19 protein-coding genes and 2 pseudogenes are annotated in these 19,329 nt (G+C 72.8%); 8 read left to right on the top strand and 13 right to left on the bottom strand.

All coding sequences use genetic code 11. From position 1 onward, the window contains the following. The first annotated feature begins 13 nt into the window (after positions 1 to 13). The 3 genes and pseudogenes from ABD352_RS00965 to ABD352_RS00955 all read left to right on the top strand — a co-directional run. Positions 14 to 727, top strand: a complete 714-nt coding sequence (locus ABD352_RS00965; protein ID WP_344610232.1) for a phosphatase PAP2 family protein — start codon at positions 14 to 16, stop codon at positions 725 to 727. A gap of 40 nt (positions 728 to 767) precedes the next feature. Then, positions 768 to 1,655, top strand: coding sequence for a methyltransferase domain-containing protein (locus tag ABD352_RS00960; protein ID WP_344610231.1), 888 nt, complete (start codon positions 768 to 770; stop codon positions 1,653 to 1,655). A gap of 23 nt (positions 1,656 to 1,678) precedes the next feature. Next, positions 1,679 to 1,993: pseudogene (locus tag ABD352_RS00955) on the top strand (VanZ family protein); the annotation flags it as partial. Positions 1,994 to 2,009: 16 nt separating this feature from the next. Here the strand turns inward: ABD352_RS00955 and ABD352_RS00950 are convergent. From ABD352_RS00950 to ABD352_RS00920, 7 genes are all read right to left on the bottom strand, one after another. Further along, positions 2,010 to 2,699 (bottom strand): lysoplasmalogenase, encoded by a 690-nt coding sequence (locus ABD352_RS00950; protein WP_344610230.1) that lies wholly within the window; start codon positions 2,697 to 2,699, stop codon positions 2,010 to 2,012. Then, positions 2,696 to 3,523, bottom strand: coding sequence for a sterol desaturase family protein (locus ABD352_RS00945; protein WP_344610229.1), 828 nt, complete (start codon positions 3,521 to 3,523; stop codon positions 2,696 to 2,698). Before ABD352_RS00945 ends, ABD352_RS00950 begins: the two co-directional genes overlap by 4 nt. Further along, positions 3,520 to 4,266, bottom strand: a complete 747-nt coding sequence (locus ABD352_RS00940) for a FadR/GntR family transcriptional regulator (RefSeq protein ID WP_344610228.1) — start codon at positions 4,264 to 4,266, stop codon at positions 3,520 to 3,522. The genes ABD352_RS00945 and ABD352_RS00940 overlap by 4 nt, the downstream gene beginning before the upstream one ends. Before the next feature lie 783 nt (positions 4,267 to 5,049). After that, positions 5,050 to 5,739, bottom strand: coding sequence for a hypothetical protein (locus ABD352_RS00935; RefSeq protein WP_344610227.1), 690 nt, complete (start codon positions 5,737 to 5,739; stop codon positions 5,050 to 5,052). A gap of 92 nt (positions 5,740 to 5,831) precedes the next feature. Next, positions 5,832 to 7,889 (bottom strand): M3 family metallopeptidase, encoded by a 2,058-nt coding sequence (locus ABD352_RS00930; RefSeq protein WP_344610226.1) that lies wholly within the window; start codon positions 7,887 to 7,889, stop codon positions 5,832 to 5,834. Positions 7,890 to 7,932: 43 nt separating this feature from the next. Continuing rightward, positions 7,933 to 8,562, bottom strand: a complete 630-nt coding sequence (locus tag ABD352_RS00925; protein ID WP_344610225.1) for a hypothetical protein — start codon at positions 8,560 to 8,562, stop codon at positions 7,933 to 7,935. 28 nt (positions 8,563 to 8,590) lie between these two features. Next, positions 8,591 to 9,769 (bottom strand): citrate/2-methylcitrate synthase, encoded by a 1,179-nt coding sequence (locus ABD352_RS00920; RefSeq protein WP_344610224.1) that lies wholly within the window; start codon positions 9,767 to 9,769, stop codon positions 8,591 to 8,593. A gap of 70 nt (positions 9,770 to 9,839) precedes the next feature. Between ABD352_RS00920 and ABD352_RS00915 the strand changes: the two genes are divergently transcribed. Beyond that, on the top strand, positions 9,840 to 11,078 hold the full coding sequence (locus tag ABD352_RS00915) for a homocitrate synthase/isopropylmalate synthase family protein (RefSeq protein ID WP_344610223.1): 1,239 nt from the start codon (positions 9,840 to 9,842) through the stop codon (positions 11,076 to 11,078). Here ABD352_RS00915 and ABD352_RS00910 read toward each other — a convergent pair whose 3' ends face one another. Next, the gene (locus ABD352_RS00910; protein ID WP_344610222.1) at positions 11,079 to 11,276 is read right to left on the bottom strand and encodes a hypothetical protein; all 198 of its coding nucleotides are present in this window, start codon (positions 11,274 to 11,276) and stop codon (positions 11,079 to 11,081) included. Positions 11,277 to 11,465: 189 nt separating this feature from the next. On the opposite strand from ABD352_RS00910, the gene ABD352_RS00905 reads away from it, so the two are divergent. Beyond that, on the top strand, positions 11,466 to 12,671 hold the full coding sequence (locus tag ABD352_RS00905; RefSeq protein ID WP_344610221.1) for a glycosyltransferase: 1,206 nt from the start codon (positions 11,466 to 11,468) through the stop codon (positions 12,669 to 12,671). Here the strand turns inward: ABD352_RS00905 and ABD352_RS00900 are convergent. Both ABD352_RS00900 and ABD352_RS57485 read right to left on the bottom strand, forming a co-directional pair. Beyond that, entirely contained in the window at positions 12,632 to 12,844 is a 213-nt protein-coding gene (locus tag ABD352_RS00900; protein ID WP_344610220.1) for a hypothetical protein, read from the bottom strand. The two genes, ABD352_RS00905 and ABD352_RS00900, sit on opposite strands and share 40 nt — an antisense overlap. A 64-nt stretch (positions 12,845 to 12,908) precedes the next feature. Further along, positions 12,909 to 13,043 (bottom strand): annotated as a pseudogene (locus tag ABD352_RS57485) (hypothetical protein); the annotation flags it as partial. Between the two features lie 145 nt (positions 13,044 to 13,188). Here ABD352_RS57485 and ABD352_RS00895 point away from each other — a divergent pair. Beyond that, a complete protein-coding gene (locus ABD352_RS00895) occupies positions 13,189 to 14,070 on the top strand; it encodes an FAD-dependent oxidoreductase (protein ID WP_344610219.1) in 882 nt (293 codons plus the stop codon). Between the two features lie 3 nt (positions 14,071 to 14,073). On the opposite strand, the gene ABD352_RS00890 is transcribed toward ABD352_RS00895, so the two are convergent. Continuing rightward, positions 14,074 to 14,814 carry an SDR family oxidoreductase gene (locus tag ABD352_RS00890; protein ID WP_344610218.1) on the bottom strand — a complete coding sequence of 247 codons (741 nt, stop codon included), beginning with the start codon at positions 14,812 to 14,814 and terminating at the stop codon, positions 14,074 to 14,076. Positions 14,815 to 15,112: 298 nt separating this feature from the next. Here ABD352_RS00890 and ABD352_RS00885 point away from each other — a divergent pair, with 298 nt between their 5' ends. Then, on the top strand, positions 15,113 to 16,459 hold the full coding sequence (locus ABD352_RS00885) for a DUF1996 domain-containing protein (protein ID WP_344610557.1): 1,347 nt from the start codon (positions 15,113 to 15,115) through the stop codon (positions 16,457 to 16,459). Between the two features lie 69 nt (positions 16,460 to 16,528). On the opposite strand, the gene ABD352_RS00880 is transcribed toward ABD352_RS00885, so the two are convergent. Then, the gene (locus ABD352_RS00880; RefSeq protein ID WP_344610217.1) at positions 16,529 to 17,899 is read right to left on the bottom strand and encodes an SPFH domain-containing protein; all 1,371 of its coding nucleotides are present in this window, start codon (positions 17,897 to 17,899) and stop codon (positions 16,529 to 16,531) included. A 170-nt stretch (positions 17,900 to 18,069) separates the two neighbouring features. Continuing rightward, positions 18,070 to 18,930 carry a PASTA domain-containing protein gene (locus ABD352_RS00875; protein WP_344610216.1) on the bottom strand — a complete coding sequence of 287 codons (861 nt, stop codon included), beginning with the start codon at positions 18,928 to 18,930 and terminating at the stop codon, positions 18,070 to 18,072. Positions 18,931 to 19,000: 70 nt separating this feature from the next. Between ABD352_RS00875 and ABD352_RS00870 the strand changes: the two genes are divergently transcribed. Then, on the top strand, positions 19,001 to 19,329 hold a 329-nt coding region (locus ABD352_RS00870; protein WP_425553430.1), incomplete at its 3' end, for a hypothetical protein.

Raw genomic sequence — 19,329 nt, 5'->3', positions numbered from 1 at the left:
CAGGGTCGGATCCGTGCATCGCCTGGATGGCATCGACGCCGGCCCGGACGAGGCTGACGGCATGACCATCACGGTGTCCGCGCGCGCCGCCGGCGGCGTCTCGCTCCCCCGGCAGGCCGCCCTCGGCGTGGCCGCGGTGGCCGGGTTCCTGCTCGTGCGCGGCGCGGTGGCGACCGACATGGGTGCCGGCGGGCGGGCCGTGGGCAACACCCGCGCGGTCGAGGGGCTCGGCCTGGGCACGCCGTTCGCCGGTGACGGCCCCGTCGGCGACTTCCTGCAGTGGGTGTACGGCTACGGGCACTGGCTGGTCGCCGTGGCGGTGCTCGTGTGGCTCGCCCGCCGCCACCCCGCCGTCTACTACCGGGTCCGCGACGCGATGCTGCTGACCGCGGCCGGCGCCCTGTTCGTCTTCGTGGTCTTCCCCGTGGTCCCGCCGGGGCCGGAGCCGGCGGCCTTCGCCTCGCTGCCGAGCCTGCACGCCGCGGTCGACGCGCTGCTGGCCCTGGCGATCGCGGCCGCGGCCCGGCGGCGGTGGGTGCGGGCGGCCGGCGTGGGGCTGGCCGCCGGGTTGGCCGCCGCGGTGGTACTGACCGGCCACCACCACGCCGTGGACGTCCTCGCCGGGGTCGCCCTGGCCGGGGCCGCCTGGCTGTTCCTGCGCGCCCGCCACCGTCCCGCCGCGGCGCTGCGCGGCTACGCCGGCTGGGACGCCCTCGACCTGCACTGAACGCCCACACTGTCCGTTGCCGAGCGACTACCCTGTGCCCATGGATGGCCTCGACGCGGAGTACACGGGGTTCCCGGCCGACGTGATCCCGCTGCAGTACCAGGCGCTGCTGCTCGGCGACGACCGCCGGATGAGCGCCTTCGCGGAGGCGATCACCCGCACGGTCTCCCGCGGCATGCGCGTGCTCGACCTCGGCGCCGGCACCGGCGTGCTGAGCTTCTTCGCCGCCCGCGAGGGCGCCACCGTCACCGCCATCGAGCGCGAGCCCCGCGTGTGCGCCACCGCGCAGGCCGCCCTGGCCGCCGCGGTCGGCGACGCGGTGCGGGTCCTGCACGCCGACGCCCGCGACTACCTGCCCCAGGAGCCGGTGGACGTGGTGATGTGCGAGATGCTGCACGTCGGGCTCCTGCGGGAGCGCCAGATCGAGGTGATCAACAGCTTCAAGCGCCGCTACCTGCGCCACATCGGCGGCCCCCTGCCCCGTTTCCTGCCCGAGGCCTGCGTGCAGGCGGCGCAGCCGGTCGAGCAGGACTTCACGTACTTCGGCTACACCGTCCCCGCCCCGGTCTTCCAGGTGCCGGAGAGCGTCCAGCCGCGCACGGTCGAGCTCGCCGCCCCGCAGGTGTTCCAGCAGTTCTTCTACGCCGACCCGCTGCCCACCAGGTGCGCCGCCGACCTGACGTTCGTGGCCGAGCGGCCCGGCGTGGTCAACGCCGTCCGGCTGATCACCAAGAACCTGCTGGCGCTCGTCTACGACCCGCCCGGCAGCGTCGACTGGATGATGAACTACCTGGTCGTGCCGGTCACCCAGCCGGTCGAGGTGCTCACCGGTGACGAGGTGCGGGTGCGCTTCGACTACCCGTGCGGCGCCGAGATCACGGCATTGGCGGACGTGCTGCGGGTCAACGTCCCCGCCCACACCCGCTAGCGCGGCCCGCTACCGTTCGATGCATGTCGAAGGCGCGGCTCGGGCTCATCGGCACCATCGTCGGCACCGCCCCCTGGGTCGTCATGATCCTCTGGCCGACGCCGAACCCACGCCGGATCAACCTGGACCCGGTCCACGGCCTCGCCGGCGTGCTGACCAGCGGCCCGCGCGAGGCCATCATCCAGATGGGCGGCAACCTGGCGGTGTTCGCCGCCTTCGGGATCTTCGGCCCGATGCGGTGGCGGCTGGGCGCCTGGGCGGTGACGGGCATCGCCGCGTTGGGCTCGGCCGTGCTCGAGACGCTGCAGTACGTCCTCGACCTCGGCCGCGTCACCGCCCTCGACGACGTGCTGGTCAACGCGGCGGGAGCGGGCCTGGCCGCGGTACTGGCACGACGCTGGCGCCGTCCGCCGCACCCTGTGCCGTCGCCTCCCGAGCCGGTGCCCGGCGCCCCGCGCGAGCCCAGCCCGTCGCGATGAGCAGCAGCGCGGCGGCATACGTGGCCATGACGACCACGTCGCGGCCGGGGAAGTCCAGCCCGGCCGCGCCCACGCCGATCAGCAGGTCGGAGCCGAGGAACAGCGCCCCGCCGAGCCCGACCCGGGCCGAGACGCCGGTGGCCGCGCAGGCCATCGCGGCCAGCGCCAGGCTGTAGCCCAGGATCGGCGCCCGCAGCGGCCCGAGGTGGCCCCACAGCAGCGCGTTGAGGCCGGCCCACAGCACCGCGTACCCGATCACGGCGGCCGTCCTCGGCCGGGCCTTCCCCAGGAACGCGACGATCAGAGAGACCTGGGTGCCGAGGAAGCAGGCCATGCCGGCCAGGAACCACAGCTTCCCCGGCACGAGCAGCACGACGTCGCCCGCGGTCGCGAAGGCGAGCCCGACCGTGACGGCGTCGCGGCGGCCGTGCTGGACGAGGTACCAGATGAGCAGCGGCGCCAGGAGGGGCTTGGCGATCCACTGCAGGACGTGCCCGCCGGCCGCCACCCCGCCCAGTTCGACCAGGGCGGCGACCGCGAACAGCACCAGAGCCGGGCGCCTCATGCGGCGGGCTGCCAGCCGGGACGGCCGAACACGAAGCGCAGCCGGTCCCGCCAGCGCGCGGCGGAGCGGACGTCGCGCCAGATCGCCGCGTACTCGTGGGTGGCCACCCGCAGCGGGTTGTACGTGTTGATGTTCTTCGTCAGCCCGTAGAGCACCGGCACCCGCTCGGGCTCGAACGAGCCGAACATCCGGTCCCAGATGATCAGGATGCCGCCGTAGTTCTTGTCCAGGTACTGCTGGTTCGCCCCGTGATGGACCCGGTGATGCGAGGGCGTGTTGAAGAACCACTCGATCGGCCGCCACAGCCGCCCGACCCGCTCGCTGTGCAGGAAGAACTGGTACGCCAGGCTGATCGACTGCTGCAGGAACACCATCCACGGCGGGATCCCCAGCAGCGGCAGGAACAGCCAGAAGGGCGTCGCGGTCATCGGCGTCCAGCTCTGCCGCAGGGCGGTCGACAGGTTGAAGAACACGCTCGAGTGGTGCACGACGTGCCCGGCCCAGAACACGCGCACCTCGTGGTGCAGGCGGTGGAACCAGTAGTACGCGAAGTCGTCGGCGAAGAACAGCACGATCCACGTCCACGGGCTGTGCGGGTCCATCCGCAGCGGCGTGAGCACGTAGAGCCCGGCGAAGACGACGGCGACCAGGATCTTCCAGGGCACGCCGATGATCTGGCTGCCGAGGCCCATCGACAGGCTGGTCGCGGTGTCCCGGACCTCGTAGCCGCGCTCCTCGTCGTCGGGCAGGAAGCGGTACGAGACCGCCTCCAACACGATCAGCAGCAGGAACGCCGGCACGGCGTAGAGAACGGCGGGGATCATGCCTCGATCTCCTTGGGGGAGCGGGGGTGTGGTGTTTCCGGGTGTGGGGTTTCCGCACCGATGGGGGCGGTGAGCAGTGCCCAGGCCTGGTCCCGCGCGGCGGACGCGTCCCCGGCCACGATGTGTTCGCCGAGCCGGCGGTGCCCGGCGACGTCGAGCAGCTCGGCGGTCCGCCGCCCGGCCGGCACCCGCCCGACCGCCAGCGCCCCGCCGACGAGGCTGTTGAAGGCCAGCAGGTACGCCACGTTCCCGCCGCCGACGATGATCTCCCGCCACAGCGCGACGTTCGCCTCGCCCATGGCGTCCAGGTCCGGTCCGGAACTCGCATAGGCCTCGACCGCGGCCACCACGGCGGCCCGCCCGTCGCCGGAGGCCCGCTGCGCGCACAGCCGGGCCGCGTCGGCCCCGAGGCAGGCCCGCATCTCCAGCACGTCGCGGACCACCGTGTCGAACGGCAGCACGTCCCGCACGTCGGTGAGCGCCATCGCGAGGTCCAGCCCTGCGTGCCGGCGCCAGTCCAGCACCCGGGTCGCCCCGCCCTGCGCCACCCGCACCAGCCCGAGCTGCTGCAGCCGCCTCAGCGCCTCCCGCACGGCATGGCGGTTGACCTCGAACACGGCCGCCAGCTCCCGCTCGCTGGGCAGGCTGGCCTCCGGCGGGTACACGCCGCCGAGAATCGCGTCACGCACCTGCCCGAACACGTGGTCGGACACGGAACTCCGGCTGGCCGGCACGAACTCCATGCCCGGCAGTGTGCCACCCATCAACTGGTTGGACCAGTCCCCAATTCCGACCGCTCGGGGCCGTCCTTCGGCCGCTCGGCGTCATCGCCCCGGCCCACGCGCAAGCCCTTCGCGCGCGCCGGCTTGCGGCGGAAACTTTTCGCCTGGACCGGTCAAGGCGGCAACCTCCCCACATTGGCCGCGTCCACGGAGGTCGTGTACGAGTCGTCCGCCGCCGGCGTGATGCGGTGACCTGCGTGTGCGGACGGCGCCGCGCTGCCGCGTGGGCCGGCACTCTTGCACGGCCTGCTCGGGATCCGCCCGGTCTTCTCCCACGCCCGCCGGTGGTGAAGGCGAGGAGTTCGGGGCGTTCCCGCGGGAGATCCGGTGGCCGAGCTGCTAAAACGCTCCTGGAATGGCTGAACAACCGGGGTCTCCGCCGCTCCGACGCGACCCTCCATGTCCGCGGCGAGGGCGGAAAGTTTTCGCCTCGCGCGGTCAAGGCGGAATGTTTTCGCTGCGAGCGGTCAAGACGGCAACCTTCCGCCCCACGCGCTCAAGGCGGAAGGTTCCCGCCTCGCGCGGTCAAGACGGAACGTTTTCGCCACGACCGGTCAAGACGGCAACCTTCCGCCCCACGCGGTCAAGGCAGAAGGTTCCCGCCTCGCGCGGTCAAGGCAGAACGTTTTCGCCGCGAGCGGTCAAGACGGCAACCTTCCGCCCCATCGAGAGGCAGGGCAGCTGGCGGGTGCTCCGTGCCGAGCCTGCGCAGGCGGGGGTTCGCAGCACAACCAAGCGGCCGTGTCAGGCCGTCAGCTCGTCGACGATCTTCTGGGCGTTGGTGGCGTGTTTGGCGTACGCGCTGGCGAAGGCGCTGCGCTGGACGGCCTGGGCGGCGTTGGTCACGCTCATCTGCTGCCAGCCGTTGACCTTCATCAGTTTCGCGTAGAACTTGGCCGAGGCGAAGGCCGGGTCCATGAGCTGCTCCGGCGTACCCCAGATGCTCACCCGCTGCTGGAAGATGCCCACCGAGTCGTAGTTCGTCCCGGTCCCCTCGTGCGGCAGCTTCATCGAGGCCGGCACCGTCGGGTTGGCCAGGTTCTTCAGGTACGTCTCCTGCAGCGCGGTCGCGATCGCCACCACCATGGCGCGCTCCGGCAGGTTCATCTGGCGGGCGACCTCGACCACGATGAACGCGTTGTTGGTCTGCGCCTGCGTGAGGCCGGCCACCGGCTTCGGCACCAAGGATGCGCCCGGCAGGGCCGCCTGGGCGACCCCGCGGGCGGCGTTGGCCCTGGCGTTGGATTCGTAGAACTTGGCCGCGTCGAAGTTCACGTCGTCGGCAACGGCATCCGGACGCTCAGGGAAGATCGCCCAGGACACACCGACACTGATCAACGAGGCGACGAGGCTGACCGCGGCGAGCAGCGCCAGTCTGCTGAAGTGCAGACGGCGTGCGGCAGCGGGCCTGCGCCGGAGGGTGGCGCCACGCACCGCGACAGCTTACGAACGTGGCGCCCGTACCGAAAGGCGGGATCCCCGACGAAATCCTGGCTTAAAGGAAAACTAAGAAACCCTACGGAGCGTCACCGCGCGACGTCGCTCGTGAGCCCGCGACGCTTGAGCAAGGGATCGATCAATGGGTCGCGGCCACGGAACGTGCGGTACACCTCCATCGCGTCGGCGCTGCCGCCCTTGGCCAGCAGGCCGTCGCGGAAGGCGTCGCCGCTGTCGCGGCGCAGGCCCCCGCGCTCGGTCAGCCAGTCGACGGTGTCGGCGTCGAGGACCTCGCTCCAGATGTAGGAGTAGTAGCCCGCGCTGTAGGCCGCGCCGCTGAAGATGTGGGCGAAGTAGGTGGTGCGGTACCGGGGCGGCACGAACGGCGTCGCCACGCCCGCCCGCTCCAGGGCCGCCGCCTCGAACGCCACGACGTCGTCGACCTCGGCGGCCGCGTCGGCGTCCAGGGTGTGCCAGGCGAGGTCGAGCAGGGTGGCCGCCAGGTACTCCGTCGTGGCGAACCCCTTGTTGAACCGCTCCGCCGCCTGCAGCCGGTCGACGACCTCCTGCGGCAGCGGCTCGCCGGTGCGGTGGTGCAGCGCGTAGCTGGCCAGCACCTCGGGCCAGAGCATCCACACCTCGTTGACCTGCGACGGGTACTCCACGAAGTCCCGCGGCACCTTGGTGCCGGCGAACTTCGGGAAGTACACCTGCGAGAACAGCGTGTGGAGGGCGTGGCCGAACTCGTGGAAGAGGGTGCGCACCTCGTCCAGGGTGAGCAGGGTCGGCTCGCCGTCCGGGGCCCGGTTGATGTTGAGGTTGTTGACCGCGACCGGGGCGGTGCCGAACAGCCGGGACTGCGCCACCAGGGCGTTGGCCCACGCGCCGCCGCGCTTGGAGGCGCGGGTGAAGAAGTCGCCGACGTACAGGCCGAGCGGCCCGCCGTCGCGGTCGAAGACCTCGAACACGCGGGCGTCGGGGTGGTACGCCCGCAGGTCCGGCCGCTCGTCGAAGCGCAGCCCGTAGAGCTTGCCGGCGGCGAAGAACACCCCGTCGCGCAGCACCCGCTCCAGCTCGAAGTACGGGCGCAGCTCGTTCTCGTCGATCGCGTAGCGCTCGCGGCGGATGCGCTCGGTGTAGTACGCCCAGTCCCACGGCTGGAGGGCGAAGTCGTCGCCGATCGCCGCCTGCAGGTCGTCGGCCTCGGCGGCGGCGTTGGCCATCGCCGGCGGAACGAGCTTGGCCAGCATCTCCTCGACCGCCCCCACGGAGCGGGCGGTGTTGTCCGCGATGTTGTAGGCGGCGTGGTGCTCGAAGCCCAGCAGCCGGGCCCGCTCGGCCCGCAGCCGCACGATGCGCAGCACGATGGCGCTGGTGTCGTTGGCGCCGCCGCGCGAGCCCCGCCCGATCGACGCGGTGTGCAGCCGCTCGCGCAGCGCCCGGTCGTGCAGGGCGGCCAGCGCGGGCTGGGCCGTCGGCAGGATCAGGTTGAGGACGTACTTCCCGTCGAGGCCCCGGTCGCGCGCGGCCACCGCCGCCGCGGCGATCGCGTCCTCGGTCAGCCCGCCGAGCTCGGCCTCGGTGTCGACCACGACCGCGCCGGCCTTCATCTCGTCGCGCACGAGGTTGCCGAACTCGGTGGCCAGCTTGGCCAGCTCGGCGTTGATCTCGCGCAGCCGCACGTGCTGCTGCGCCGACAGCTCGGCGCCGGCCCGCACGAACTCGATGCGGTAGCGCTCCAGCAGCCAGGCGGACTCGGGCTCGAGCCCCAACTCGTCGCGGCGCTCGTAGAGGCTCCTGATCCGGCGGTACAGCCCGGGGTCGAGCATGATCGCGTCGGTGTGCGCCGACAGCCGCGGTACGACCTCCGCCTCGATCTCCTGCAGCCGGGGATTCGTGTCGGCGCTGGTCAGGGTGAAGAAGGCGGCGGAGACGCGCTGCAGGACGCGGCCGGAGCGCTCCAGCACCACCAGCGTGTTGTCGAACGTCGGCGGCTCCGGGTCGGCGGCGATGGCCGCGACCTCGGCGCGCTGCTCCTCCATGCCCCGCTCGAAGGCCGGCAGGTAGTGCTCGACTTCGATGCGGTCGAACGGCGGCAACTGGTACGGCAGATCGCTCGGCGCGAAGAACGGGTTGTCCGTGGTCACCTACCGACTGTATCGGCCCGCCCTCGTCTGCCGGGCCCCTGCCTCAACTGGCGCAGCCCCGCGCCAGAGTGCTCGCCGCGACCAGCGTCTCCGGGTCGAAGGTGGTCGTCCAGGCCACCCCGTCGCCGCTGACGATCTCGACCTCGGTGCCGCCGACGAACCGGGCCGAGCTCAGCACCAGCGACGGCGAGCGCGCGTCGTCGGTCTGGTACTCGAAGCAGCCGAGCACCTGATCCGACGCGCGGCTGGCCAGCCCGGCCCGGCTGCGCAGCCGCACCCGCTCGACGGCGGTCATGAACATGACGGAGTAGTGCTCGTCGACCAGCTCGAACCGCCCGTCCGGCGAGACCCCGAGGACGGAGACCTCCCGCGGCTCGGGGTCCACGAACGACAGGGTCTCGTACGCCACCCCGGCCAGGCAGGAGCCCAGCATCAGCAGGGTCGCGGCCGCGGCCACGACCGCCCGCGCGAGCCGGTTGCCGACCACGAGCCAGACCGCACCGGCCAGCAGCAGCGGTGCGAGGGCGAGCGTCGTCGCCACCGTCCCCGTGCGCCCGAACGGCGCGAGGTGCACGTAGTGCCACGGGTTGTACGAGGCCAGCAGCACCAGCGTCACGAAGCACACCGCCACGGCCGTCAGCGCCGACGCGGGGACCCACCGCCGAGTGATCACACCCCAGAGACGTATGCAAACACGGCGATCATTGCAGCGGGCCCGTGTAGGCGGCCCGCAGGCGCAGGCGGGTCGGGCTGGCGTACTCCTCCATGGCGTGCGCCAGCCAGCCGGTCGTCCGCGAGATGGCGAAGATCGCCTCCCCGGCGCCGCGGGGCATCCCGGCCAGGTGGGTCAGCAGCCCCAGCGGCAGGTCCACGTTCACGGCCGGTAGCCGCCGCCGGCCCGCCTCGTCGAGCACCGCCTCGGCCACGGCCAGCCGCGGGTGGCCGGGCACCGCGGCCCGCACCCGCTCCAGCAGCGCCTCGCCGCGGGCGTCGCCGGAGCGGTAGACGGCGTGCCCGAAGCCCGGGATCCGCTCGCCCCGCCGCAGCCGCTCCCCCATCGCGAACGACGCCCGGCCCGGCTCGCCGATCTCGGCCAGCATCGTCTCGACGCCGAGCGAGGCCCCGCCGTGCAGCGCCCCGCTGGTCACCCCGAGCCCGGCCGCGACCACCGCGTACGGGTCCGCCCGCACCGACGCGCCCACCCGCACGGCCAGCGTGGACGAGGCCAGCTCGTGGTCGGCGAGCAGCACCATGGCGAAGCGCAGCGCGTCGGCCAGCGCCGGGTCGGCCCCGTCGCCGGCCAGCTTCCGCCACAGCCGCTCGTGCACCGGCGTCTCCCCCGGCGCGTCCGGCCCGGGCAGCGCCTCGACCATGCCGGCGATGAGCCCCCGGCCGGCCTGCGCGACGGCGGCCGGGTCCAGGTTGAAGCGCATCGGGTCGGCGACCGCGAGGGCGGTGACGATGACCTGCAGGCGCTCCAGCGGCAGCACCGCCGGGGCCAGGCCCTCCTGCGCCGTGCGGGCCGCGGCCACGGCCTGCGGGTCGGCCGCCCAGCCCTCGGCGCCGCCCTGCCACAACCAGGCGGCCACCTGCTCGAGGCCCCAGTCGGCGGCCAGGCCGATGGCGTCGCGGCCGCGGTAGTAGTGCCGGTCCTCGCCGAGCATCGTCACCGCCGACTCGATGACGAGCTCGTTGCCGCCGGTGGGTCGCCGCGGCCGCCCGCGCCGCGCCAGCCGGTCGATCTCGGCGGCGTCGAACACGCTGTGCCCGTCCTCGGCCTTGCGGCGGGTCAGCACGCCGCGGCTGACGTAGGCGTACAGCGTCGCGGGCTTCACCCCGAGCCGCCGGGCCGCCTCGTCGGCGTTGATCCACTTGTCCATGCCGGCCACCCGCTCATGTTGATTTTAGTCAACATTGACACATCTTCGTCCACATCGTCAATCTGGAGGCATGTCAACCGCAAGCAAGCCGCGCATCCACTTCCTCGACGTCACGAACCGGGACGGGGTGCAGACGGCCCGGACCGGGCTGTCGAAGTTCGGCAAGACGATGGTGAACTTCTATCTGGGTCGCCTCGGCGTTGCGCAGTCCGAGATCGGCTTTCCGTTCCTGTTCCACGAGGTGCCGTACGTGCGCGCGCAGACCGCGCTGGAGAAGGCCGGCGCGTTCGGGGGCCTGCGCCTGTCCGGCTGGTGCCGCGCGGTCGCCGCCGACGTCGAGCGCTCGGCCGGCCTGGGCCTGCGCCACTACAACCTGTCGATCTCCACCTCGGACCAGATGCTGCAGAACAAGTTCCGCGGCCGCCTCGACCGCGACGCGCTGATCCGCGAGATGACCGCGGCCGTGCGCGCGGCCAAGTCGGCCGGCGCCGAGACCGTCGGCGTCAACGCCGAGGACGGCTCGCGCACCGACGAGGGCTTCCTGACCGAGTTCGCCCTCGCCGCCCGCGAGGCCGGCGCCGACCGCGTGCGCTACTGCGACACCATCGGCGGCGACACCCCGGGCCGCATCGGCGAGCGCTTCGCCAAGCTGGCCGGCGCGGTCGCCATGCCGATCGAGACCCACTGCCACAACGACCTGGGCATGGCCGTGGCCAACTCCCTGGCCGGCGCCTTCGGCGACCTCGCCGCCGGGCAGGACGCCTGGATCAACACCTGCGTCAACGGCATCGGCGAGCGCTCGGGCAACGCCGACCTGCTCTCCTGCATCCTGGCCCTGCGCCACGGCTTCGGCGTCCCGGCGGACGCCGAGATCGGCGACGCGCTGGACCTGTCGTGGGCCCGCCGCTTCGCCGCCTGGGCCTCATACGCCTTCGGCCAGCCGCTGCCGAACAACCAGCCGGGTGTCGGCCCGAACGCCTTCGCCCACGAGTCGGGCATCCACGCCGACGGCGCCCTGAAGGACCACCGCAACTACGAGCTCTACGACGAGGACGCGCTCGGCCCGTTCCCGGCAGACCGCCACGCTCGCCCCGGCCGCCTGGTCCTGACCGGCGAGTACGGCGGCCTGGCCGGCTTCCGCCACGCCCTGGACGACCTGGGCGTCCCGGTGACGGACGAGGCCCTGACGTTCAAACTGGTCCAGCTCTGCAACGCCGCGACGGGCCGCCCGCTGACCGACGACGAGCTGCGGCTGATCGCCACCTACCCGAACGAGCTGGCTCTGCTGTATCCCGGCTATCTGGACTGATCAGAGCATGGCGTACTCGACGATCCAGCCCAGCCGGAGGGTTTCCTCGTACGAGAACTCGAGCGCCGCGATGTCGTTGAAGCGCCGCGTGACCTGCATCGGCGTGAAGCGGTGCACGGCGCATTCCATCCAGACCGGGATGCGGGAGGACGGGTTGGCCAGAACGAGGTGCTTGCCGCAGCGATACGCGTTCCCCATGGCGGCAACGTAACCAGGCGCACGCCGCGGCACCCATCCCGCCAGCCGCAGGCAAACGGTACGCCAATTGGAGTACGCCATTGGCCGGTGGCTATCCGCCCCATTCCGTGATTTTCCCGAAACGCACAGTTCACCGCGGGAACGCCGTTTCGACCTGACAGATGGCGAAGTGCGGGTGATGATTTGCCCGTGACAAGCCAACTACGCGTGATGTCGATCTATGAGGGGTTTTTCTCCGGCGGCGCCCGGGCCCTGCACACCACGGTCGTGGCCGGGCTGCACACCGGGGGGACGCATCACCATTCGGTGCTGAGCATCTACGGCGCGATGCGCCGCGAGACCATCCTGCAGCGCATGGAGGACGACGCCAGCTACCGCTCGCTCAGCGCGGCCGGCGTCGAGGTGCGCCCCCTCGGCCGGCGCATCGGCGGGGACACGGCGACCCGCAGGACGTTCAGCGCGTCCGAGGTCGCCACCGCGTTCGCGCACGCCGAGCGGGCCGACATCATCCTGTCGCTCAAGGAGCAGCCGCTGCGCCTGGTCAACCTGCCCGGCTTCCCGCGCCGGCCGGTCGTGGTGTGCCTGCACCGCTCCGACCCGGAGAACCAGGGCAGCGCGCTGGCCGAGTTCAAGGCGGCGGTCGCCGACGGCCGGGTGGCCGCCGCGATCTGCTGCGCGGAGTCGACGCGCTCGGCGTACGAGGCGGCGGGCATCCCGGCCGGCCTGCTGAAGGTCATCCCGAACGGGGTGGACCTGTCCCGCTTCCAGCCGGTGCCGGCCCGCCGCCGCGCGGCCCTGCGCCGGTCGCTCGGCGTGCCGGCCAAGGCGAAGGTCGTCACCATGGCCGCCCGCTACGACCCGATGAAGAACGTCCCGCTGTTCCTGGCCGCCGCCCGCCGCTACCTGGAGCGGGAGCCGGCCGGCCACGTCCTGCTGTGCGGTGCCGGCATGACCACGGCCAACGCCGAGCTGTGCGGGCTGCTCACGGAGCTGTTCGACGACGAGCCGCGGCACCTGGCCCGGCTGCACCTGCTGGGCATCCGCCGGGACATGGAGGCGGTCTACGCGGCCAGCGACGTCGTCGCGCTCACCTCGACCAGCGGCGAGGCGGCCCCGCTGTGCCTGATCGAGGGGGCGATGTGCGGCGCGGTACCGGTCTCCACCGACATCGGCGACACCGCGATCATCGTGGCCGGCCACGGGCTCATCACCCCGCCGGAGCCGGAGGCGATCAGCGCCGCCTGGTCGGAGGCGGTCCACCGGCGGGCCGAGCTGACCCCGGCCCTGCTGGGCAGCCGGGAGCGGTTCAGCCACACCCGGATGATCGCGTCCTACGCCACCGTCATCGACGCCGCCTACCGCGACGCGGGGCTGCGGGTGCCCGAGCGCCTGTAACCGAAGAGCCGGTGCAGCCTGGCGTACCACCCGGGCGCCGCGAGAATCAGCAGCACCCCGGCCGCGACCGCCCACAGCCGGTGCCGGGCCGCCGCGCCGACGTCGGCCAGCCGCAGGTCCCGGCGCACGATCTGCACGGTCGAGGCCTCGGCGGCCGCGGGCACCACCGACATCGCCCCGGCCCGCAGCCGGAAGTGCAGCAGCCCGGCCGCCGAGGCGCGACCGCAGCAGCGCGCCGGCCACCGCCGCCGAGCCGTCGCCCGACGCGTCGTCGACGACGATCAGGCCCACCGCCACGCCGTGCGGCACGCGCAGGTCGAGCAGCGCGGCGATCGTCCGGCCGACGGTCCGCTGCATGTTGTACACCGGCATGACGATCGACACCGCAATTGCCACAATCGGATCATATGCAGACATAACCCGTCTGAGGTACTGAACACCGCAAACTTCGCAGCACTGCGTAGCCGGTCGGTAACCTTCCGTGCAGAACGGCCCGGCGTCGATCGAGGAGGTCAGCATGAGCGAGGGCGGCGCCGCACAGCGGATCGCGGTCATCGGCGCCGGGCCGGCGGGCCCCGCCCCGGCGCAGTTCCCGCACCCGCGCCAGGGCACGGGCGAGGTGTACGCCCGCATGTGCGAGCACGTCGAGAAGCAGGGTGGCCGGGTCCACCTCGACACCCCGGTCGCGCGCCTGGTGCTCGACGGCACCCGGGTCACCGGCGTGCAGCTCAACAGCGCCGAGATCCGCGAGCACGACCACGTGGTGTCCTCGATGCCGCTGACTGTGCTGGCCGGCCGCCTGCCCGAGGTGCCGCCGGAGGTGGCCGCGGCCAACGCGCGGCTCGCCTTCCGCAACACGGTCGTGGTGTACCTGCGCACCACGGCGGAGTCGGTCTTCCCCGACACCTGGATCAGCGTGCCCGACCCCGAGCTGTGGGTCGGGCGCATCACGAACTTCGACAACTGGGTGCCCACCACCAAGCACGGCGAGCGGGAGACCGTGCTGGCCCTGGAGTACTGGTGCGGCCCCGACGACGACTTCTGGCGCTGGGACGACGAGCGCTACGTGGCGCTGGCCCGCCGGGAGCTCGTCGCCACCGGCCTCGTCCGGGCCGGCGAGATCCTCGACGGCGAGGCGCTGCGGGTGCCGAAGAGCTATCCGGTGTACCGCAAGGGCTACCGCCGTCACCTGAAGGTCCTCGAGGAACACCTCCATCGCCTCGACGGCCTGCAGGTGATCGGGAGGTACGGCGCGTTCAAGTACGGCGGCCAGGAGCACGGCATCCTGATGGGCCTGCTCGCCGCCGAGAACGTGCTGCGGGGCGCGGACCACGACCTCTGGTCGGCCGGGCCGCGCCCCGGCTCCCGCATCACCGCCACGGGGCTGGAGCGCGCGTGAGGGTTACGCCGCCCAGCCGCCGTCGGCGTTGACCGTCGCCCCGGTCACGTACCGCGCGTCCGGCCCGGCCAGGAACGCCACCACCGAGGCGATCTCGTCGCCGTCCGCGTACCGCCCGAGCGCCGTCAGCCCCGCGATCGCCTGCGCCTGCGGCTGGTCGGCGGGGTTGGCGTCGGTGTCGGTCGGCCCCGGGTGCACGAGGTTCACCGTGATCCCCTGCGGCCCGAGCTCCCGGGCCAGCCCGCGGGTCATCCCGGCCAGCGCGGTCTTGGTCAGCGCGTAGAGCGCGAGCCCTGGGAACGGCACCCGCTCGGCCACGTTGCTGCCGATGCTGATGATCCGACCGCCGTCGCCGAGGTGCCTTGCCGCGGCCCGGGCCGCCGCGTAGGGCCCGCGCACGTTGACCGCCACCGTGCGGTCAAACGTCGCGATGTCCAGCTCGGAGAGCGCTCCCACGGGGAACACACCGGCGTTGTTGACCAGAATGTCCAGCCGGCCGAGCAGCTCCGCGGCCTCGTCGACCGCCCCGGCGACCGCCGCCGGGTCGGCCGCGTCGGCCCGCAGCGCGAGCCCGCGCCGGCCCCTCTCCTTCACGTCGCAGGCCACCTCGTTCGCCCTGTCCTCGCTGTTCACGTACGTGATCGCGACGTCCGCGCCGCGGGCCGCGAGCGCCCGGGCGATCGCGGCGCCGATGCCCCGGCTGCCGCCGGTGACGAGCGCGACCTTGCCATGCAGTTCGTTCATGCCGACCAGCCTGCCGGGCCCGGCGCGCCCCGTCTGGCGGCCATCGGACCTCTCATTTCGGTGGAGAGCGCTCTCCACAATGTGCCGAATCGTGCCCGAATTATCCGGTTAAGCGCACCAGGGTATTGACGGACGGCCGCACCGGGCACATTCTTGGAGAGCGCTCTCCGAGCGCGTTCACGCCGGTCCGCCACCGGCGAACGGCACCCGCCCCACACCCCTGGGAGCTGCATTGAGTACGAGAAGCCTCAGAAGAACCCTGATCCCGATCGGGGTCACCACCGCCGTGGTCGCGTCGATGGTCGTCGGCGCGATCCAGCTCACGTCCGCCGACGCCGCCACCACCACGCTGCTGTCGCAGGGCCGCCCGGCCCTCGCGTCCTCCACCGAACTGGGTGAGACCCCGGCCGCCGCCGCGGTCGACGGCAACAACTCGACCCGCTGGGGCAGCCAGTGGAGCGACCCGCAGTGGCTGCGGGTCGACCTGGGATCCACCGCCACGGTCTCCCAGGTGGTCCTGCAGTGGGAGGCCGCCTACGCGAAGGCCTTCCAGATCCAGACGTCGGACGACGGCAACGCCTGGACCAACATCTACAGCACCACCACCGGCACCGGCGGCACGCAGACGCTCAACATCAGCGGCACCGGCCGCTACGTGCGCATGTACGGCACGCAGCGCGCCACCGGCTACGGCTACTCGCTGTACGAGTTCAAGGTCTACGGCACGCTGAACACCACGCCGCCGCCCACCGACGGCCCCGGCTGGGTGCCGGCCGTCCCGCCGGTGACCGGCGTGACCCCGTCGACGGCGACCCCGCCGCCGACCAACCCGCCGACGACCCACCACGAGTTCCAGGCGAACTGCTCGGTGAGCCGCAGCAACCTGCCCGACGACCCGATCGTCTTCTTCGGCCTGCCGGGCGCGTCGCACTCGCACACGTTCATGGGCAACACCACCACCAACGCCAACACCACGCTCTCCTCGCTGCAGGCCGGCGGCACCGCGTGCATCACGCCGGGCGACAAGAGCGCGTACTGGATGCCCACCCTGCTCAACGGCGACCAGGCCGTGCAGCCGGTCGGCCGCCAGGTCATCTACTACAAGAGCGGCGTCCTCGACTACCGCAGCGTCCGCCCGTTCCCGGCCGGCCTGCGCTTCGTCGTCGGCAGCCCGTCCTCGACCCAGGCCGAGTTCCAGAACCACCCGGGCCACGTCGAGGGCTTCGAGTGCGGTGACCTCACCAACCAGTGGGACATCCCGGCCAACTGCGTCGCCGGCTCCCAGCTCAACGTCCGGTTCCAGGCCCCCAGCTGCTGGGACGGCACCCACCTGGACTCCCCGGACCACAAGGCGCACATGGCCTACCCGGTCGTCGGCGTCTGCCCGCCGGACCACCCGGTGGCCGTGCCGATGATCGAGTTCAAGATGGCCTGGCCGGTCAGCGGCAACATGGCCAACGTGCACTTCTCCAGCGGCCGCGGCTACTCGTTCCACTACGACTTCTACAACGCGTGGGACGCCCCGACCCTGAAGGCCCTGTCCGACCACTGCATCAACGGTGGCCTGCAGTGCGACCCGCGCGGCTTCGACCAGTACAAGCCGGACCGCGGCGCCGCCCTCAACGAGAACTACGTCCTGCCCTAAGCAACCCGGCACCCCAGGCGACAGCCCGCCCGTTTCCCACCGGGCGGGCTGTTCCCTTCTCGGGAAAGCTCAGCCGCCGCGGGCCGGACGCAGCGCCCCGACCACGGTGGTCAGCTCGGCGATCAGCCCGGCCACGGTGGTCCCGTCCGTTCCGCCGATCGTGACCGAGCGCAGCTCGTCCGGCTTCGGCAACCGCGCCACGATCTCCGGCAGCCGCTCGATCAGCTGCGCCTGCAGGCTCTCCGGGGACTGCTCGTTGTCGATCGCCGCCTGCATCCGGGCCCGCTCCAGGGCCAGCAGGGCCTCCTCGTGGACGCCCCGGCCGCGGGCCGCCGCCAGGGCCAGCTCGGCCTCGGCGGCCAGCCGGGTCAGCTCGGACTCCCGCTCGATGCGCAGCCGCCCGATCTCGGCCTCCTCGGCCGCGAGCTCCCGCTCCAGGGCCAGCGCGTGCCGGTTGGTGGCGTCCCGCAGCTCGGCGAGGGCCCGGACGTCATGCTGCTCGCGCTGCGAGCGGCGCAGCGTCTCCGCCGCGTCCCGGTCGAACTCGAGGGCCCCGTTGCGGGCCCGCAGGTCGGCCAGCTCGCGGTCGCTCTCGATGCGCTGCGACTCCCGCTGCCGGCCCGCGGTCAGCTCCCGCTCGGCGATCGCGTCCTCGGCCGCCAGCTCGGCCAGCCGGGCGATGCGGCCCTGCTCGGCGCGGTACGGCTTCTGCAGGTTCTCCCACAGCCGCTGCGAGCTGACCACGGCCTCCTTGATCTGCACGGTGACGATCCGCAGCCCCAGCCCGGCGTCGGCGTTGCCGGAGCCCTCGGCGACCGCCCGCAGCCGCGCGGTGAGCTCCTCGATGATCGGCTGCTTGTCGCTGAGCACGTCGGCCACGCCCATCGTGGACACCTTGTCCTTGATGGCCGCCTCCGCCTGCTCCTTGAGCTGCAGGTTCACCAGCCGCATCGGATCCTCGGCGTCGCCGAAGTCCAGCCGCCGGTACGCGGTGGCGAAGTCCTCGATGATCCACTGCACGTAGGCCTGCACGAGCACGCCCTGCAGCTCGCGGCAGATGCAGTACGCGTTGATCAGGATCGTCTGCATGGCACCGGGCACGACCAGGTACGAGTCGATCGCCGGGTTGTACCGGAACGACACGCCCAGCCCCACGTGCAGCGGCTCGTCCCGCCCCCGCCGGGTGTGCACGACGAAGGCGTTGGGTGGGACGAGCACCGTCTTCCACCGCCCGAACCCGGTCACCCGCACCTCGACCGCGTTCGGCGTCGGCTGCTCCCCCGTCCCGCGCCAGCGCCCGCCGCCCCCGCCGGCCGCCTGCTGCCGCGGCGGTGGGCCCGGCGCCGGCGCGGGGGCGACGGAGCGCTTCGAGCGCAGGTCGGCCTCGAGCCGCTCCTGCTGCTTGACCACCTGGTCGAGGTACGTGTTGGTGTTCGACATCCGCCGCTCCTCTTTGTCCGCAGTGGACAGTGCGGCACCAGTCTTGCCAGTGCTGTCAAGCTTTCCGGGACTCCGGTCCGCGCAACCAGGGGTCCGTTGCTCCCGTCAGACAACGGGAGGCCCTGGGGGCCTCCCTGCCAGCGCCGTCGTGCCAAGAGCCGCGGCGGCGGTCAGGCGGTCGGCGCGAAGCTCGGCGGGGGCGAGGCGGTCGGGCTCTTCGGCGCGACGCCGACGGTCAGCGTCACCGTGCCGTTCTTGGCCACCTTGTTCTGCGCCTTCGGGTCCTGGGCCAGCACGTGGTTGACGTCGTCCGGGTCGTTCGTGGTCTTGTTCTGGGTCCGGATGTTGCCGGTGAAGCCCGCGTCGCGCAGCTTCTCCTTGGCGTAGTCGATGTACAGGCCGCTGAGGTCCGGCATCGTGATCGTCTCGGTCCGCGTCGCGGTGGTGGCCGGCGCGTGCGTGGTGGTGTCGGTCGTCCCCTCGGTGGTGGTGGTGGTGTCGCCCCCGAGCGGCCCGCCGCCGGTCCCCGCGCTGGCCTCGCCGTCCCCGCTGGTCGCCGCGCCGGGCCCCGGCGAGTGGCTGGTCGAGGCCGGCTTGTCGTCCTTCTGCACCAGGTAGATCGTCGTGCCCGCCCCGGCGACGGCGACGAGCGCGACGACGACGAGCAGCGCGTTGAGCCAGTTCCCGCGCTCGCGCCGCACCGGCCGCGCGGGCGGCTCGTCGTACACGGGAATGACCCGGCTGCCGGGGCCCGGCGACACGGGCGCGCCGGCCGCGTACCCGGGCGCGGGCGGCGGCGGCACGTACCGGTTCGGCCCGGGCGCCCCCTGCCGCACCGCAGGCCCTGGCGCCCCCTGGAACCCTTGCGGCGCTTGGAACTCCTGCGGCCCTTGCTGGCCATGGAACCCCTGCGGCGCCTGCTGTCCCTGGAACGCCTGCGGCCCCGGCGTCGTCCGCGGGTCGACCGTCGGATACGCCCCCGTCTGGTACACCGTCCCCCGGCCCCCACCGGGCGCCCCCGAAACCGGCACCCCGGGAACCCCGGACACCGGCACCCCGGGCGGCCCGGACGCGGGCGCGACGGGCGGCGCCGACGTCGGCGTGACGTACCCGACCGGCGAGACCTGCCCGGGCGCGGGCTGCCCACTGACCGGCCCCGCGACGGGCGGCATGCCGAACGCCTGCCCACTCCCGGCCGGCCCACTGAACGGCTGCCCATCGGGCGGGCCACTGACCGGCGGCGCGCTGAACGGCTGCCCACTCACTGGCGGGGCACTGAACGGCTGCCCGCTCACCGGCGGGGCACTGAACGGCTGCCCACTCACCGGTGGCGTGCTGACCGGCGCGGCGCTCGCGCTCGCCACCGGCTCGGGCGTCGCCGGCTGCGGGCCCGCGGCGGCCGCCGCACCCTCGACCGGCCCGCCCGGCGG

This window comes from Dactylosporangium salmoneum (genome assembly GCF_039532525.1).
In the GTDB taxonomy this organism is placed as follows: domain Bacteria; phylum Actinomycetota; class Actinomycetes; order Mycobacteriales; family Micromonosporaceae; genus Dactylosporangium; species Dactylosporangium salmoneum.
Note: the sequence above shows the minus strand (reverse complement) of the source record. Positions and strands in the feature narration are given on the sequence as shown.

Coding starts and splice junctions, on each gene's coding strand:
- ABD352_RS00960 (WP_344610231.1), top strand. CDS start 768: ATGGATGGCCTCGACGCGGAGTACACGGGGTTCCCGGCCGACGTGATC.
- ABD352_RS00950 (WP_344610230.1), bottom strand. CDS start 2,699: ATGAGGCGCCCGGCTCTGGTGCTGTTCGCGGTCGCCGCCCTGGTCGAA.
- ABD352_RS00945 (WP_344610229.1), bottom strand. CDS start 3,523: ATGATCCCCGCCGTTCTCTACGCCGTGCCGGCGTTCCTGCTGCTGATC.
- ABD352_RS00940 (WP_344610228.1), bottom strand. CDS start 4,266: ATGGAGTTCGTGCCGGCCAGCCGGAGTTCCGTGTCCGACCACGTGTTC.
- ABD352_RS00920 (WP_344610224.1), bottom strand. CDS start 9,769: ATGGACAAGTGGATCAACGCCGACGAGGCGGCCCGGCGGCTCGGGGTG.
- ABD352_RS00915 (WP_344610223.1), top strand. CDS start 9,840: ATGTCAACCGCAAGCAAGCCGCGCATCCACTTCCTCGACGTCACGAAC.
- ABD352_RS00910 (WP_344610222.1), bottom strand. CDS start 11,276: ATGGGGAACGCGTATCGCTGCGGCAAGCACCTCGTTCTGGCCAACCCG.
- ABD352_RS00900 (WP_344610220.1), bottom strand. CDS start 12,844: ATGTCGGTGGTGCCCGCGGCCGCCGAGGCCTCGACCGTGCAGATCGTG.
- ABD352_RS00895 (WP_344610219.1), top strand. CDS start 13,189: ATGAGCGAGGGCGGCGCCGCACAGCGGATCGCGGTCATCGGCGCCGGG.
- ABD352_RS00890 (WP_344610218.1), bottom strand. CDS start 14,814: ATGAACGAACTGCATGGCAAGGTCGCGCTCGTCACCGGCGGCAGCCGG.
- ABD352_RS00885 (WP_344610557.1), top strand. CDS start 15,113: ATGGTCGTCGGCGCGATCCAGCTCACGTCCGCCGACGCCGCCACCACC.
- ABD352_RS00880 (WP_344610217.1), bottom strand. CDS start 17,899: ATGTCGAACACCAACACGTACCTCGACCAGGTGGTCAAGCAGCAGGAG.